At 49.2% G+C, this 16,075-nt stretch carries 18 protein-coding genes, 2 pseudogenes and 5 other annotated features; of the genes and pseudogenes, 11 read left to right on the top strand and 9 right to left on the bottom strand.

Annotated elements, in window-relative coordinates; translation table 11 throughout:
- Positions 1-15 precede the first annotated feature (15 nt).
- The 6 genes from pyrC to yceI all read left to right on the top strand — a co-directional run bounded on the left by pyrC (position 16) and on the right by yceI (position 4,725).
- Positions 16-1,062, top strand: coding sequence for a dihydroorotase (gene pyrC, locus SF1068; RefSeq protein NP_706983.1), 1,047 nt, complete (start codon positions 16-18; stop codon positions 1,060-1,062).
- Positions 1,063-1,135: 73 nt separating this feature from the next.
- A complete protein-coding gene (dinI, locus tag SF1067) occupies positions 1,136-1,381 on the top strand; it encodes a DNA damage-inducible protein I (RefSeq protein NP_706982.2) in 246 nt (81 codons plus the stop codon).
- A 658-nt stretch (positions 1,382-2,039) separates the two neighbouring features.
- A complete protein-coding gene (gene solA / locus SF1066) occupies positions 2,040-3,158 on the top strand; it encodes an N-methyltryptophan oxidase (protein NP_706981.1) in 1,119 nt (372 codons plus the stop codon).
- Positions 3,159-3,205: 47 nt separating this feature from the next.
- Positions 3,206-3,319 carry a hypothetical protein gene (yceO, locus tag SF1065; protein ID NP_706980.2) on the top strand — a complete coding sequence of 38 codons (114 nt, stop codon included), beginning with the start codon at positions 3,206-3,208 and terminating at the stop codon, positions 3,317-3,319.
- A 260-nt stretch (positions 3,320-3,579) separates the two neighbouring features.
- Positions 3,580-4,146 (top strand): cytochrome, encoded by a 567-nt coding sequence (locus tag SF1064; RefSeq protein NP_706979.2) that lies wholly within the window; start codon positions 3,580-3,582, stop codon positions 4,144-4,146.
- A 3-nt stretch (positions 4,147-4,149) separates the two neighbouring features.
- Entirely contained in the window at positions 4,150-4,725 is a 576-nt protein-coding gene (gene yceI, locus SF1063; RefSeq protein NP_706978.1) for a hypothetical protein, read from the top strand.
- A 41-nt stretch (positions 4,726-4,766) separates the two neighbouring features.
- On the opposite strand, the gene yceA is transcribed toward yceI, so the two are convergent.
- Positions 4,767-5,819, bottom strand: coding sequence for a rhodanese-related sulfurtransferase (yceA, locus tag SF1062; RefSeq protein NP_706977.2), 1,053 nt, complete (start codon positions 5,817-5,819; stop codon positions 4,767-4,769).
- Between the two features lie 224 nt (positions 5,820-6,043).
- Here yceA and htrB point away from each other — a divergent pair, with 224 nt between their 5' ends.
- Positions 6,044-6,964, top strand: a complete 921-nt coding sequence (htrB, locus tag SF1061) for a lipid A biosynthesis lauroyl acyltransferase (RefSeq protein ID NP_706976.2) — start codon at positions 6,044-6,046, stop codon at positions 6,962-6,964.
- Positions 6,965-7,356: 392 nt separating this feature from the next.
- Positions 7,357-8,289, top strand: coding sequence for a bacteriophage protein (locus SF1060; RefSeq protein NP_706975.2), 933 nt, complete (start codon positions 7,357-7,359; stop codon positions 8,287-8,289).
- Positions 8,271-9,534: a mobile genetic element, on the bottom strand. Its footprint overlaps the gene before it by 19 nt.
- Here SF1060 and SF1059 read toward each other — a convergent pair.
- The 6 genes and pseudogenes from SF1059 to SF1054 form a co-directional block, all read right to left on the bottom strand.
- On the bottom strand, positions 8,314-9,132 hold the full coding sequence (locus tag SF1059; RefSeq protein NP_706974.1) for an insertion sequence element IS600 protein: 819 nt from the start codon (positions 9,130-9,132) through the stop codon (positions 8,314-8,316). (Overlaps the previous feature by 819 nt.)
- Entirely contained in the window at positions 9,168-9,470 is a 303-nt protein-coding gene (locus SF1058; protein ID NP_706973.1) for an insertion sequence element IS600 transposase, read from the bottom strand. It lies within the feature at positions 8,271-9,534.
- 181 nt (positions 9,535-9,715) lie before the next feature.
- Positions 9,716-11,021 (bottom strand) — a mobile genetic element.
- A pseudogene (locus SF1057) lies at positions 9,758-10,641 on the bottom strand. (Overlaps the previous feature by 884 nt.)
- The gene (locus SF1056; protein ID NP_706971.1) at positions 10,641-10,967 is read right to left on the bottom strand and encodes an insertion sequence element IS629 protein; all 327 of its coding nucleotides are present in this window, start codon (positions 10,965-10,967) and stop codon (positions 10,641-10,643) included. (Lies within the feature at positions 9,716-11,021.) The pseudogene SF1057 and the gene SF1056 overlap by 1 nt, the downstream one beginning before the upstream one ends.
- 330 nt (positions 11,022-11,351) lie before the next feature.
- Positions 11,352-12,682: a mobile genetic element, on the bottom strand.
- Entirely contained in the window at positions 11,363-12,268 is a 906-nt protein-coding gene (locus SF1055; RefSeq protein NP_706970.1) for an IS2 transposase TnpB, read from the bottom strand. Its footprint overlaps the feature before it by 906 nt.
- Positions 12,226-12,636, bottom strand: coding sequence for an IS2 repressor TnpA (locus SF1054; RefSeq protein NP_706969.3), 411 nt, complete (start codon positions 12,634-12,636; stop codon positions 12,226-12,228). Its footprint lies within the feature at positions 11,352-12,682. The genes SF1055 and SF1054 overlap by 43 nt, the downstream gene beginning before the upstream one ends.
- On the opposite strand from SF1054, the gene SF1053 reads away from it, so the two are divergent.
- Positions 12,655-13,158, top strand: coding sequence for a bacteriophage protein (locus tag SF1053; RefSeq protein ID NP_706968.1), 504 nt, complete (start codon positions 12,655-12,657; stop codon positions 13,156-13,158).
- Positions 13,156-14,404, bottom strand: a mobile genetic element. (Overlaps the previous gene by 3 nt.)
- Here the strand turns inward: SF1053 and SF1052 are convergent.
- Together SF1052 and SF1051 are read right to left on the bottom strand one after the other, a co-directional pair.
- Positions 13,164-14,003: an insertion sequence element IS911 integrase core domain-containing protein gene (locus SF1052; RefSeq protein ID NP_706967.1), complete on the bottom strand. Its 840-nt coding sequence runs from the start codon at positions 14,001-14,003 to the stop codon at positions 13,164-13,166. It overlaps the preceding feature by 840 nt.
- A complete protein-coding gene (locus tag SF1051) occupies positions 14,030-14,368 on the bottom strand; it encodes an insertion sequence element IS911 transposase InsN (RefSeq protein ID NP_706966.1) in 339 nt (112 codons plus the stop codon). (Lies within the feature at positions 13,156-14,404.)
- 305 nt (positions 14,405-14,709) lie before the next feature.
- Positions 14,710-16,015 (top strand) — a mobile genetic element.
- On the opposite strand from SF1051, the gene SF1050 reads away from it, so the two are divergent.
- Entirely contained in the window at positions 14,764-15,090 is a 327-nt protein-coding gene (locus SF1050) for an insertion sequence element IS629 protein (protein NP_706965.1), read from the top strand. Its footprint overlaps the feature before it by 327 nt.
- A pseudogene (locus tag SF1049) lies at positions 15,090-15,973 on the top strand. It lies within the feature at positions 14,710-16,015. Before SF1050 ends, SF1049 begins: the two are co-directional and overlap by 1 nt.
- Positions 16,016-16,075 lie beyond the last annotated feature (60 nt).

Below are 16,075 nucleotides of genomic sequence, written 5' to 3'. Positions count from 1 at the left end.
GGAGCATAGAGATTAATGACTGCACCATCCCAGGTATTAAAGATCCGCCGCCCAGACGACTGGCACCTTCACCTCCGCGATGGCGACATGTTAAAAACTGTCGTGCCGTATACCAGCGAAATTTATGGACGGGCTATCGTAATGCCCAATCTGGCTCCGCCCGTGACCACAGTTGAGGCTGCCGTGGCGTATCGCCAACGTATTCTTGACGCCGTACCTGCCGGGCACGATTTCACCCCATTGATGACCTGTTATTTAACAGATTCGCTGGATCCTAATGAGCTGGAGCGCGGATTTAATGAAGCCGTGTTCACCGCTGCAAAACTTTACCCGGCAAACGCAACCACTAACTCCAGCCACGGCGTGACGTCAATTGACGCAATCATGCCGGTACTTGAGCGCATGGAAAAAATCGGTATGCCGCTACTGGTGCATGGTGAAGTGACACATGCAGATATCGACATTTTTGATCGTGAAGCGCGCTTTATAGAAAGCGTGATGGAACCTCTGCGCCAGCGCCTGACTGCGCTGAAAGTCGTTTTTGAGCACATCACCACCAAAGATGCTGCCGACTATGTCCGTGACGGAAATGAACGGCTGGCTGCCACCATCACTCCGCAGCATCTGATGTTTAACCGCAACCATATGCTGGTTGGTGGCGTGCGTCCGCACCTGTATTGTTTACCCATCCTCAAACGCAATATTCACCAACAGGCATTGCGTGAACTGGTCGCCAGCGGTTTTAATCGAGTATTCCTCGGTACGGATTCTGCGCCACATGCACGTCATCGCAAAGAGAGCAGTTGCGGCTGCGCGGGCTGCTTCAACGCCCCAACCGCGCTGGGCAGTTACGCTACCGTCTTTGAAGAGATGAATGCTCTGCAGCACTTTGAAGCATTCTGTTCTGTAAACGGCCCGCAGTTCTATGGCTTGCCGGTCAACGACACATTCATCGAACTGGTACGTGAAGAGCAACAGGTTGCTGAAAGCATCGCACTGACTGATGACACCCTGGTGCCATTCCTCGCCGGGGAAACGGTACGCTGGTCCGTTAAACAATAAAAATCGTAGCTTCCTGTTGTCATTAGGTTATTTTACCTGTATAAATAACCAGTATATTCAACAGGGGGCTATTATGCGAATTGAAGTCACCATAGCGAAAACTTCTCCATTGCCAGCTGGGGCTATTGACGCCCTGGCTGGCGAACTTTCCCGCCGTATTCAGTATGCGTTTCCTGATAATGAAGGCCACGTATCGGTACGTTATGCCGCAGCGAATAATTTATCGGTTATTGGCGCAACAAAAGAAGATAAACAGCGCATTAGCGAAATTCTCCAGGAAACGTGGGAAAGCGCCGATGACTGGTTTGTCAGCGAATAATATGCAGTGATTTTTGTTTTTGCCGGATCGCCCCGGCTTTTTTATTTTACTTACGAATTTTGAGTACAAAATTTCTACACTTCCTCAAAATAATTGCACAATATGCTAAAAAAATATGAATGACATGCTGTTTTATTGTTCATATAAATCTTAAAAGCAGAAATTTATCTGTTCCCCCCTTTAAAAATTCGGTGAATACCCTTACTTATTGGTATACTGAAGTTGCTTCAGATAAAAACGCATTGAACCTCGAATAACGTTGTCTAGTAACACGAATTAGGGGGCCATGATGGAAAAAAATAATGAAGTCATTCAGACTCATCCGCTCGTAGGGTGGGACATCAGCACCGTTGATAGCTATGATGCGCTGATGTTGCGTTTGCACTACCAGACCCCAAATTAGTCCGAGCAGGAAGGGACTGAAGTTGGTCAGACGCTCTGGTTAACCACTGATGTTGCCAGACAATTTATTTCGATATTAGAAGCAGGAATCGCCAAAATTGAATCCGGTGATTTCCCGGTAAACGAGTATCGGCGTCATTAACATGACATGACCATCCACCCAAAAGGCACCTCACCGGTGCCTTTACCATTTCTGGGTTGTATATCTGCATTCAGTTAATTACTCTGCTTAAACCATGAGAGCAGAGAGAAAAAAATGAAATACGATCTCATCATTATTGGCAGCGGTTCCGTAGGCGCTGCCGCCGGGTATTATGCAACCCGCGCCGGTTTAAACGTGCTAATGACCGACGCCCATATGCCACCGCATCAACACGGCAGCCACCACGGCGATACGCGATTAATTCGCCATGCTTATGGTGAAGGCGAAAAGTATGTCCCGTTGGTCCTCCGCGCGCAAACGCTGTGGGATGAACTTTCCCGCCACAACGAAGATGATCCCATTTTTGTACGCTCTGGTGTCATTAACCTCGGCCCGGCTGACTCCGCATTTCTCGCCAACGTCGCCCACAGCGCCGAACAGTGGCAACTCAACGTTGAAAAGCTCGATGCGCAAGGGATTATGGCCCGCTGGCCAGAAATACGCGTCCCGGACAACTACATCGGCTTATTTGAGACTGATTCCGGTTTTTTGCGCAGCGAACTGGCGATTAAAACCTGGATCCAACTGGCGAAGGAAGCGGGCTGTGCGCAACTGTTCAACTGCCCGGTCACCGCAATTCGTCATGACGATGATGGCGTAACTATTGAAACGGTTGACGGTGAGTATCAGGCGAAAAAAGCGATTGTCTGCGCGGGAACATGGGTAAAAGACCTGCTCCCGGAGCTGCCTGTCCAGCCCGTACGTAAAGTATTTGCCTGGTATCAGGCCGATGGCCGCTATAGCGTGAAGAATAAATTCCCGGCGTTTACCGGTGAACTGCCCAATGGCGATCAATATTATGGTTTTCCGGCAGAAAACGACGCGTTGAAGATTGGCAAACATAACGGAGGCCAGGTTATCCATTCAGCGGATGAACGTGTTCCGTTTGCGGAAGTGGCCAGTGATGGGTCAGAAGCCTTCCCGTTCTTGCGCAATGTATTGCCGGGTATCGGTTGCTGCCTGTACGGCGCTGCCTGCACCTATGATAATTCGCCTGACGAAGATTTTATTATCGATACCCTACCCGGCCACGATAATACACTGCTCATTACCGGCCTGAGTGGGCACGGTTTTAAATTTGCGTCAGTTTTAGGGGAAATAGCTGCCGATTTTGCGCAAGACCAAAAAAGCGATTTTGATTTGACGCCATTCAGGCTTTCCCGCTTCCAATAATCATCATTACGGCCTCCAGAATGAGGCCGTTTTTACAGGAGTATTTAATGCGTCGGCTGTTGCACTATCTCATCAATAATATTCGCGAGCATCTGATGCTTTATCTTTTTCTCTGGGGATTGTTGGCAATTATGGATCTGATCTATGTGTTTTATTTTTAGTTTTCCGCACTGACATAAACTGACAAATATTTAATCTCCCTTTCATTTAGCGTGAAAAATTGAATGAGATTATTCCTGCTTCTACAGCACTCACCAGACATCTCTGATGCTGAACCCACTAAACTTATGAAGATTCTTTCATTATTAATTCAAAATTATTGAAATAAAAATAAATATCATTCAATTTGTTATTTTTGTGTTGCAATTCATTCTCCGACACGCCATTTTCTTTCTCTCGCAAATTCGTATTGGATGCACTTATGTCATTCACAAATACCCCTGAACGCTATGGTGTTATATCTGCGGCCTTCCATTGGCTAAGCGCAATTATTGTCTACGGCATGTTTGCTTTAGGTCTGTGGATGGTCACGCTCAGTTATTACGATGGCTGGTATCACAAAGCACCCGAACTGCATAAAAGCATCGGTATTTTGTTAATGATGGGGCTGGTTATTCGCGTTCTGTGGCGTGTCATATCTCCACCGCCGGGTCCGCTGCCGAGTTATTCGCCCATGACTCGTCTTGCCGCAAAAGCTGGACATCTCGCATTGTGCCTATTGCTGTTCGCCATCGGCATCAGCGGCTATCTGATCTCAACTGCCGATGGTAAACCGATCAGCGTTTTTGGCTGGTTTGACGTCCCCGCGACCCTTGCCGACGCTGGCGCACAGGCAGACTTTGCCGGTGCCCTGCATTTTTGGCTCGCGTGGAGCGTCGTAGTACTGTCTGTTATGCACGGATTTATGGCCCTGAAGCATCATTTCATCGATAAAGACGACACTCTGAAGCGCATGCTGGGAAAGTCGTCATCTGACTATGGAGTATAAAAAATGAAAAAAAGCCTGCTTGGTTTAACCTTCGCGTCCCTGATGTTCTCTGCCGGTTCAGCGGTTGCCGCCGATTACAAAATTGACAAAGAAGGTCAGCACGCCTTTGTTAACTTCCGCATACAGCATCTTGGCTATAGCTGGTTATATGGCACCTTTAAAGATTTCGACGGTACTTTTACCTTTGATGAAAAAAATCCGGCTGCCGATAAAGTGAATGTGACAATTAACACCACCAGCGTCGATACTAACCACGCCGAACGCGATAAACATCTTCGCAGTGCGGATTTTCTCAATACCACAAAATATCCACAGGCAACATTCACCTCCACCAGCGTGAAGAAAGACGGTGACGAACTGGATATTACCGGCGATCTGACGCTGAATGGCGTAACCAAACCCGTCACGCTGGAAGCGAAATTAATTGGTCAGGGCGACGACCCATGGGGCGGTAAACGTGCAGGCTTTGAGGCCGAAGGCAAAATTAAGCTCAAAGACTTCAATATCAAGACAGATTTAGGTCCAGCTTCTCAGGAAGTGGATCTGATTATTTCAGTGGAAGGCGTACAGCAGAAGTAAGAGTGAAATGTTGCCGGATGGCACGCATCCGGCAATGATATTTATTCTGTTGGATCAGGAATACCCAGTGTTGTATTCAGACGTCCACGAGACTTATTAAAGATCTTATTGCCATTTTCACGTCCTGCCCGACGGCGTCGCTGTTCTTCTGGCGGTAACGCGCTTTCTTCGCAGCAAATCTCACTACAACAACCTTTGTATTTTTCCGCGCATACTGGACACTGAATAAACAGCAGGTGGCAGCCATCATTTTTACAGTTGGTATGGCTGTCGCACGGCGCGCCGCACTGGTGGCAATGCGCGATAATCTCATCCGATATACGTTCGCCCATCCGCTCGTCAAAAACAAAATTTTTGCCAATAAAACGCACCGGCAAGCCCTGCTCGCGCGCCTTACGGGCGTATTCAATAATTCCGCCCTCGATATGCCAGACTTTGTTGAATCCGTTATGTTTCATCCAGGCACTGGCCTTTTCACAACGAATGCCGCCGGTGCAGTACATGACGATTTTTTTATCTTTATGTGCCTGCATCATCTCGACTGCTTTTGGCAGCTGCTCACGGAAGGTATCTGCCGGAATTTCGAGCGCGTTTTCAAAGTGCCCCACTTCATACTCATAGTGGTTACGCATGTCGATAAATAGTGCATCGGGATCGTCAAGCATGGCGTTCACTTCCGCCGCTTGCAGATACTCACCAACATTGCTGGCATCAAAGTGAGGATCGTCAATACCGTCGGCAACAATGCGATCGCGTACCTTCATGCGCAGTACCCAGAAGGATTTCCCGTCATCATCCAACGCGATATTCAGGCGTAAACCCTCTAAAGCCGGGTCGAAGGCATAGAGCTGCGCGCGAAATGTTTCAACATTGCTCGCAGGTACGCTGATTTGCGCGTTAATGCCCTCATGCGCCAGATACACTCGCCCAAAAACATTCAGCGCGGTAAACAGCTGATATAAAGCGTCACGGGTCGCCTTAGGATCGGCGATGTGGAAATACTTGTAAAACGAAATGGTGGTTCGCGGTTCGCTCTCAGCCAACATTTTGGCTTTTAACGCGTCGTTGGAAATGCGGTTGTGTAACACTGGCATGGTGTACGGTTCCTGCGAGATGGGAAAGTAAAAATCCGCGGCATGATATAGCAATTATCGATAATTAACATCCACACATTTTACGCTACATTTGCGCATTAAAAATTATTTGTTATTTACAAGCGCGGCAATTTCGCCCAGTCTTCAGCCACAAATTTTGGTTGCGGGCGAAAAAATGCGACAATACATACAATTGCCCGTATAGGTTGAAAAACAGGATTGATATGACGAATCTACCCAAGTTCTCCACCGCACTGCTTCATCCGCGTTATTGGTTAACCTGGTTGGGTATTGGCGTACTTTGGTTGGTCGTGCAATTGCCCTACCCGATTATCTACCGCCTCGGTTGTGGATTAGGAAAACTGGCGTTACGTTTTATGAAACGACGCGCAAAAATTGTGCATCGCAACCTGGAACTGTGCTTCCCGGAAATGAGCGAACAAGAACGCCGTAAAATGGTGGTGAAGAATTTCGAATCCGTTGGCATGGGCCTGATGGAAACCGGTATGGCGTGGTTCTGGCCGGACCGCCGAATCGCCCGCTGGACGGAAGTGATCGGCATGGAACACATTCGTGACGTGCAGGCGCAAAAACGCGGCATCCTGTTAGTTGGCATCCATTTTCTGACACTGGAGCTGGGCGCGCGGCAGTTTGGTATGCAGGAACCGGGGATTGGCGTTTACCGCCCGAACGATAATCCACTGATTGACTGGCTACAAACCTGGGGCCGTTTGCGCTCAAATAAATCGATGCTCGACCGCAAAGATTTAAAAGGCATGATTAAAGCCCTGAAAAAAGGCGAAGTGGTCTGGTACGCACCAGATCATGATTACGGCCCGCGCTCAAGCGTTTTCGTCCCGTTATTTGCCGTTGAGCAGGCTGCGACCACGACCGGAACCTGGATGCTGGCACGGATGTCCGGCGCATGTCTGGTGCCCTTCGTTCCACGCCGTAAGCCAGATGGCAAAGGGTATCAATTGATTATGCTGCCACCAGAGTGTTCTCCGCCACTGGATGATGCCGAAACTACCGCCGCGTGGATGAACAAAGTGGTCGAAAAATGCATCATGATGGCACCAGAGCAGTATATGTGGTTACACCGTCGCTTTAAAACACGCCCGGAAGGCGTTCCTTCACGCTATTAAATCTCCCATGCCGGATGCTTCAGAATGGCATCCGGCATTACCACAGCAAATCCCCCTGATTTAGCGATAAAAGCTCTCTGGATTGCGCCCCCTGGAAGTCGGGCGCATAATTAGTGTGTTTATCTTTTCTTCTTATGTTCACCGCGCCTGGCGCACCAACAGCGGATTGCTATGTCACCCTGTGAAAATGACACCCCTATAAACTGGAAACGAAACCTGATCGTCGCCTGGCTAGGCTGTTTTCTTACCGGGGCCGCCTTCAGTCTGGTAATGCCCTTCTTACCCCTCTACGTTGAGCAGCTTGGTGTTACCGGCCACTCCGCCCTGAATATGTGGTCCGGTATTGTCTTCAGTATAATGGGTTCCTAAACACATCATTTTAGGTATTGAATATGAGACGGGCAATCAGCTACATCAGATTTTCAAGTGAACGACAACTGAAAGGGGACTCTGTACGCCGACAATCTAAGCTGGTTACTGACTGGCTTGATAAGAACCCTGAGTTTTACTTGGATTCATCCTTGAGCTTTAAAGATTTGGGGAAAAGTGCTTTTAGTGGTAAGCACCTGAAAGGTGGTCTAGGTGACTTTTTAACCGCTATCGAGAAAGGGCTTGTTAAAGCTGGTGATACGCTACTAATCGAGAGTTTAGACCGTCTGTCACGTCAGGATATTGATATTGCTTCTGAGCTATTACGCCGTATCTTAAGGGCTGGTGTAGATGTAGTCACACTGAGCGATGGAGAACATTACACACGAGAAAGTTTAAAAGACCCGTTAGCCCTGATTAAAAGCATTCTGATAATGCAGCGGGCGCATGAGGAAAGTTTGAGAAAGTCTGAGCGTGTCCAAGCTGCATGGAACCGTAAAAAAGAACTCATCTCCGAAGGTATCAAGGTATCTAGGCGTTGTCCTGCATGGTTAAGGCTGAATGATGACCGTCGAACATTCACAATCATTCCTGATAAAGTGGAAGTTGTTAAACGAGCATTTGACCTGAGATTACAGGGTTTAAGCTTTTGGGCTATCACCAGAACTTTAAACGATGAAGGTCACTTGTCATTGAATCAATACACACCCAAACAAAAGGGGTGGTCTGATACTGCTGTAAAGAAACTGCTCAGAAATCGTGCTGTGATTGGATGTTTCACACCTGCTGGACGTGAAGAAGTTCAGGGTTACTACCCCGCAATAATCAGTGAGTCACTATTCTATCGAGTACAGCAACTGAACACAGGGCAATATGGTAGGGCTTCTGTATCAAGTAATCCGCTATCAGTCAACTTGTTCAGGGGTATCATCAAATGTGAGGTGTACTGGCAATAGCGGACACTACCATTTGTTCTTTTTTTAAGCAGTCATCTGATGATATTTTTCCCTGAAGGCTGCCGGGGAGATATTCCCCAGACGAGAGTGACGACGCTGACGATTGTAGAAAATCTCAATGTATTCCCGTATTACTGAGATGGCTTCATCCCGGTTATTAAAACGATAGTGGCTCAGGCTCTCATTTTTCAGCGTTCCCCAGAAGCTTTCCATCGGAGCGTTGTCGTAACAGTTACCTTTACGCGACATTGATGTTTTCAGACCAGACTGCTCCTGTATGACCCGGTAATCGTATGCGCAGTACTGTGAACCTCGATCAGAGTGGTGGATTAGCCCGGCAGGTGGGCGCTGGCTCCTGAGCGCCATAAACAGGGCTTTACCTGTCAGCTCTTTTGTCATGCGCTCTCCCATGGCGTAGCCGACAATTTCACACGTATAAACATCTTTGATGCCAGCGAGGTACAACCATCCCTCCTGTGTGGCAACATACGTCAGGTCCGCCACCCAGACCTGATTTGGTGCTGTAGGAGCGAACGTCTGGTTCAGCAGATTTGGCGCAACTGGCAGATTGTGGTTCGGGTTCGTAGTTGCTCTGAACTTGCGTTTCTGCTTACAGCGTAGCCTCAGCTCCTTACGAAGACGTGCCAGTCGGTCACGACCAACGATGATGCCATTCTCTGCCAGCTCCGTCTGGAGCCGCCGGGTTCCATATGTTTCGCGAGTGCGGATATGTGCCACCTTAATCTCCAGTTTTAGCCGCTCATCACTTTGTTTTCTGTCTGAGGGTTCATGCTGTACCCAGTTGTAATAACCGCTCCTGGATACACCAAATACCTGACACATCGCTTCAATGGGAAATTGTTGTCGCCATTGTTCGATTAACGCGTATTTTTCAGCGACTCCTGTGCAAAATACGCTGTTGCTTTTTTTAATATATCGCGCTCAAGGCGAGCTTCATTTAACGCCTTACGCAGTTGCAGAATTTCAGATTCCAGTTCAGCCACCGTGCGGGAACCAGGAGTACCGAGCCCTTTTCTGGCGGCGGTAACCCATTGTCCTAAAGTGCCTTCAGGAAGAGATAATCGGGAAGCGCCTTCACTGATCGAAAGTTGATTTTCAAGAACCGTTCTGACAGCTTCGGCTTTGAACTCTTTAGAGTAACGTTGGGTTTTTCTGCTCATTATTAGCTCCTTCTGATGCCATTCTATTTCAGGAAGGAGTGTCCGTTAAACTCAGGCTACCTCAAATGTTCTGAGTGTGGGGCTACTATTGTTCTTGGTGGATATGCCTTAAAACGTTTTGGAATGTACAGATGCCCTAATCGTTCAGCTAACAGGTGTAGTGCAAAGGCTATCAGTCGTAAGCAAACGGATGCAACTATCCTTTACATGCTCGCATTATGCGACCGTTTTGAAACTGAAAATAGTGAACCGCCCCGGGTTTCCTGGAGAGTGTTTTATCTGTGAACTCAGGCTGCCAGATCATCGTTTCCGATGGAAGCATAATAAGCTTTTTCTGCTTCTGCCGGAGGGATGTGGCCCAGCCTTTCCAGCAATCGTCGATTGTTATACCAGTCCACCCACGTGAGTGTGGCCAGTTCCACTTCTGCACGGTTTTTCCAGCTCTTACGGTGTATTACCTCCGATTTGTAAAGACCATTGATGCTCTCCGCCATCGCGTTGTCATACGAGTCGCCTGTACTTCCTGTTGATGCCAGTAATCCGGCTTCCTTAAGCCGCTGTGTGTAGGCCAGCGATACATACTGAGAACCTTTATCACTGTGATGGACCGTGCCGGACGGTCGACGGGCCCATAACGCCTGCTCCAGTGCATCCAGCACGAATGTCGTTTCCATGGACGATGAGACCCGCCACCCCACGATGTATCCGGCAAACACATCAATGATGAACGCCACATAGACGAAGCCCCGCCATGTGCTGACGTAAGTAAAATCAGCCACCCACAGCTGGTCAGGTCGTTCTGCCACGAACTGACGGTTTACGCGGTCGCCTGCGGCAACGGCTTTCCGGCCGATGGTCGTACGGACCTTTTTACCCCGGAGAACACCGGCAAGTCCCATAACCGCCATGAGACGTGCCACAGTGCATCTGGCCACTCTGATACCTTCCCGTAACAACTGACGCCAGACTTTACACCGTATACCTTGTGATTTTCATCGTATACGCGCTGTATCTCTTTCTTCTGCCAGTCATCGCGCTGCGCACGGGCACTGCGTTTATCCGGATGATGTCGCTGTTGCTGACAGTGGTAATACGTTGACGGGGCAATATGCAGTTCGCTGCATAGCGGTCCGACCCCGTACTGCTCACGCAGCTTATCCAGCAGTGGCATCATTTTTTCCAGAGGCGGTCGAACTCCGCCTTCGCAAAATAAGCGGAAGCCTGGCGAAGGATATCGTTACTGCGGCGCAGTTCACGATTTTCACGCTCCGGCTCTTTCAGACGCTGACGTTCAGCGGTGGTGAGCCCTCCATCACCGCCCCCGGTATCCCGCTCATGCTGGCGAACCCAGACACGCAGAGTCTCCGGCGTACAGCCAATCTTTGGAGCAATGGAACAAATTGTCGCCCATTGTGAGTCATATTCGCCCTGACTTTCCAGAACCATACGGACTGCCCGTTGACGGACTTCGGGGGAAAAACGAGTATTTTTAGTCATCCTGTTTACCTCTTTCTCAGGAAGTTTAGTCTCCAGGATTCCCGGGGCGGTTCATAGAATTTACGTAGCTCACGCTTAACAGAGAAAATACTTATATATCAAAGGCTTGGTTAAAAATGATTAAAATGCGCTAAGTCTTTGAAATCAAAAGAGAATTTAATGATTTACTCTAATCAGCTTCGTTACACTGGCAAAGATGGTGTTTACTTCCATCTACAAGGCCAACCAGATAATTTCTTGTCACTATCAGCAACTGAAAACATGGAATTTGATAGCCCTATGATGGTTACCACTCAAAATATGCAATCAGGGCAGACTGTAACAGATAATGTAATGCGTTCACCTAGAACTATTTCAATCAGTGGTGTGGTTGTGGTTGGTGAATGGATTTGCCCCTATATTTCCAGACATCTGTTATCACTTAACCCATTACAAGCCCGCTGCCGCAGATATTCCCGTGGCGAGCGATAACCCAGCGCACTATGCGGATGCCATTCGTTATAATGCTCGAACGCCTCTGCAAGGTTCTTTGCTGCCGTTAACCCGTCTGGTTTGGGCATGATACTGATGTAGTCACGCTTTATCGTTTTCACGAAGCTCTCTGCTATTCCGTTACTCTCCGGACTACGCACCGCCGTGTTCTTCGGTTCAAGTCCCAACATCCGGGCGAACTGGCGTGTTTCATTAGCCCGGTAGCATGAACCATTATCCGTCAGCCACTCCACTGGAGACGACGGAAGATCGTTGCCGAAGCGGCGTTCCACCGCTCCCAGCATGACGTCCTGTACTGTTTCACTGTTGAAGCCGCCGGTAGTCACCGCCCAGTGCAGTGCCTCACGATCACAGCAGTCCAGCGCGAACGTGACACGCAGTCTCTCTCCGTTATCACAGCAGAACTCGAACCCGTCAGAGCACCATCGCTGATTGCTTTCTTTCACGGCCACTCTGCCTGTATGTGCCCGTTTCGATGGCGGTACAGCAGGTTTTCGCTCAAGCAACAGCGCATTCTGGCGCATGAGCCGGTAAACACGTTTGGCATTGATCGCAGGCATACCATCAAGTTCTGCCTGTCTGCGAAGCAGCGCCCATACCCGACGATAACCATACGTGGGCAGCTCTCCGATAACATGGTGTATACGGAGAAGCACATCCGTATCATCAGTGTGACGACTGCGGCGGCCATCCATCCAGTCATCGGTTCGTCTGAGAATGACGTGCACGTGCGCACGCGACACCCGGAGACAACGGCTGACTAAGCTTACTCCCCATCCCCGGGCAATAAGGGCGCGTGCGCTATCCACTTTTTTGCCCGTCCATATTCAACGGCTTCTTTGAGGAGTTCATTTTCCATCGTTTTCTTGCCGAGCAGGCGCTGGAGTTCTTTAATCTGCTTCATGGCGGCAGCAAGTTCAGAGGCAGGAACAACCTGTTCTCCGGCGGCCACAGCAGTAAGACTTCCTTCCTGGTATTGCTTACGCCAGAGAAATAACTGGCTGGCTGCTACACCATGTTGCCGGGCAACGAGGGAGACCGTCATCCCCGGTTCAAAGCTCTGCTGAACAATTGCGATCTTTTCCTGTGTGGTACGCCGTCTGCGTTTCTCCGGCCCTAAGACATCAATCATCTGTTCTCCAATGACTAGTCTAAAAACTAGTATTAAGACTATCACTTAAATAAGTGATACTGGTTGTCTGGAGATTCAGGGGGCCAGTCTAGTGAATCCGGTAGTACCCTTATCTCACGAGATAATAAGCTGGTGGAGAACTTCATCGACACTCTTGAAAACTGGCGTGACCAGAAGCAGATTATTTCAGTTATCTGTAAAGATGGTATTAAGATTGACGACTCCATTATTACAAGCTTTAAAGCCTCTAAAGATGTTGGAATTTCAAACGGACTGAGAATCCAGCTAACTTTTCAGGAAATTAACTTCAAAGCTATTGTAGGGCAAACTGATGTTTCAGCAGCCACTGGACGGACTTCTACCACGAATGATGGCGGTGCTACCAGTAAAAAGAACACTGGCAACACTACGACAAGTCTTGGAAGCCCTATGCTGACCTGTAAAGAGCTTTTTAGCTATTCGGCAAGTGAGTTATCAGATGAAGCGTTAAAAGCCCGTGTAACGTGCTCTAAGAGCGTTAGCGTTAAAAATGGTGAGAGCACCTTCACAGCCTCAGCTAATGAGTGAAGTGGTCAACAAAAACTGGCCACCGAGTTAGAGTTTTTCCAGTATCGATTTTCCGATTCGTTTGGGGGTAACCCACCGTTATATTCGTGCGGTCTTAGTGCACTGTAATATCCAACGATATAGTCCGTTATGGCGTGAGCTGCCTCGCTGAAGCTTACGTAACCCACCACCGGCATCCATTCGTTCTTCAGACTCCTGAAGAAGCGTTCCATTGGGCTGTTATCCCAGCAGTTTCCGCGCCGGCTCATACTCTGTCTGATCTGGTATCGCCACAATAACTGCCGGAACTGCCTGCTCGTATAATGACTGCCCTGCTCGCTGTGGAACATCACCCCGCCGGGCTTACCACGGGTTTCCCATGCCATTTCCAGCGCTTTCATGGTGAGCCTGCTGTCCGGCGAGAACGACATGGCCCAGCCCACTGGTTTTCTTGCGAACAGGTCGAGAACAACGGCGAGGTACGCCCAGCGCTTACCCGTCCAGATATAGGTCACATCACCGCACCACACCTGATTTGGCTCGGTCACGGCGAACTGCCTTTCAAGGTAGTTAGGGATAGCAACATGTTCATGACCACCACGTTTATACCGGTGAGTCGGCTGCTGACAGCTGACCAGCCCCAGCTCTTTCATGAGCCTGCCAGCAAGCCAGCGTCCCATCTGGTAGCCTCTCCGGGTTGCCATTGTGGCGATGCTTCTTGCTCCGGCCGAACCGTGGCTGATGCCATGTAGCTCAAGTACCTGACTGCGTAATACAGCCCGTCTGCCGTCTGGTTTTTCAGGACGGTTTTTCCAGTATCTGTAGCTGCTGCGATGAACCCCGAACACATGGCAGAGTGTGACCACAGGATAATGCGCTCTGAGTTTCCCGATTATCGAGAACTGTTCAGGGAGTCTGACATCAAGAGCGCGGTAGCCTTTTTTAATATTTCATTCTCCATTTCAATGCGTTGTAGCTTTTTCCTGAGCTCACGGATTTCAATTTGTTCCGGGGTAATGGGGGAGGCTTTTGGTGTTTTGCCCTGACGCTCATCACGCAGTTGTTTGACCCATCTTGTCATTGTGGAAAGGCCAACATCCATAGCTTTGGCGGCATCTGCCACCGTGTATTTCTGGTCAACAACCAGTTGAGCGGATTCGCGTTTAAACTCTGCGCTAAAATTTCTTTTTTTCATTGGAGCACCTGTGTTGTTCTGAGGTGAGCATATCACCTCTGTTCAGGTGGCCAAATTCAGTGTGCCACTTCAACATCGACGTTTAGCGGCATCTATAACTATTTCTTTGAGTACGCCCTTGATAAGTAGCTGTGTCTCTACCATCCCTTCCTTTGTTGTCCTGTCAATATCTTTGAGGCTTCCAGTTGTGATGGCCTTTATCCGCTTTGTATCCTCTTCGATATCATGATTGAGTTTTGAAAGCGCATTCTTCATGTCGCGTAATTTCTCTGTGATAATTGTCATATCATCGAGTTCAATAGCAAGTTCTGCCATTTTTGAGATTTTACGCTGCAAATCTTCACGCTGTAATTTAAGGCTATCAATAGTGTCAGTATTGAACCGCCCCGGGAATCCTGGAGACTAAACTTCCTGAGAAAGAGGTAAACAGGATGACTAAAAATACTCGTTTTTCCCCCGAAGTCCGTCAACGGGCAGTCCGTATGGTTCTGGAAAGTCAGGGCGAATATGACTCACAATGGGCGACAATTTGTTCCATTGCCCCAAAGATTGGCTGTACGCCGGAGACTCTGCGTGTCTGGGGTCGCCAGCATGAGCGGGATACCGGGGGCGGTGATGGAGGGCTCACCACCGCTGAACGTCAGCGTCTGAAAGAGCTGGAGCGTGAAAATCGTGAACTGCGCCGCAGTAACGATATCCTTCGCCAGGCTTCCGCTTATTTTGCGAAGGCGGAGTTCGACCGCCTCTGGAAAAAATGATGCCACTGCTGGATAAGCTGCGTGAGCAGTACGGGGGCGGACCGCTATGCAGCGAACTGCATATTGCCCCGTCAACGTATTACCACTGTCAGCAACAGCGACATCATCCGGATAAACGCAGTGCCCGTGCGCAGCGCGATGACTGGCTGAAGAAAGAGATACAGCGCGTATACGATGAAAATCACAAGGTATACGGTGTAAAGTCTGGCGTCAGTTGTTACGGGAAGGTATCAGAGTGGCCAGATGCACTGTGGCACGTCTCATGGCGGTTATGGGACTTGCCGGTGTTCTCCGGGGTAAAAAAGTCCGTACGACCATCAGCCGGAAAGCCGTTGCCGCAGGCGACCGCGTAAACCGTCAGTTCGTGGCAGAACGACCTGACCAGCTGTGGGTGGCTGATTTTACTTACGTCAGCACATGGCGGGGCTTCGTCTATGTGGCGTTCATCATTGATGTGTTTGCCGGATACATCGTGGGGTGGCGGGTCTCATCGTCCATGGAAACGACATTCGTGCTGGATGCACTGGAGCAGGCGTTATGGGCCCGTCGACCGTCCGGCACGGTCCATCACAGTGATAAAGGTTCTCAGTATGTATCGCTGGCCTACACACAGCGGCTTAAGGAAGCCGGATTACTGGCATCAACAGGAAGTACAGGCGACTCGTATGACAACGCGATGGCGGAGAGCATCAATGGTCTTTACAAAGCGGAGGTAATACACCGTAAGAGCTGGAAAAACCGTGCAGAAGTGGAACTGGCCACACTCACGTGGGTGGACTGGTATAACAATCGACGATTGCTGGAAAGGCTGGGCCACATCCCTCCGGCAGAAGCAGAAAAAGCTTATTATGCTTCCATCGGAAACGATGATCTGGCAGCCTGAGTTCACAGATAAAACACTCTCCAGGAAACCCGGGGCGGTTCACTATTTTTCAGTGGGTATATCTGTTCAGAATATTTCACGTAGCACACGGATATATAAGAA

Origin of the sequence: Shigella flexneri 2a str. 301, assembly GCF_000006925.2 — a bacterium.
GTDB lineage: Bacteria > Pseudomonadota > Gammaproteobacteria > Enterobacterales > Enterobacteriaceae > ECMA0423.
The sequence above is the reverse complement of the archived record's forward strand: the minus strand, read 5'-3'. Positions and strand labels throughout refer to the sequence as shown.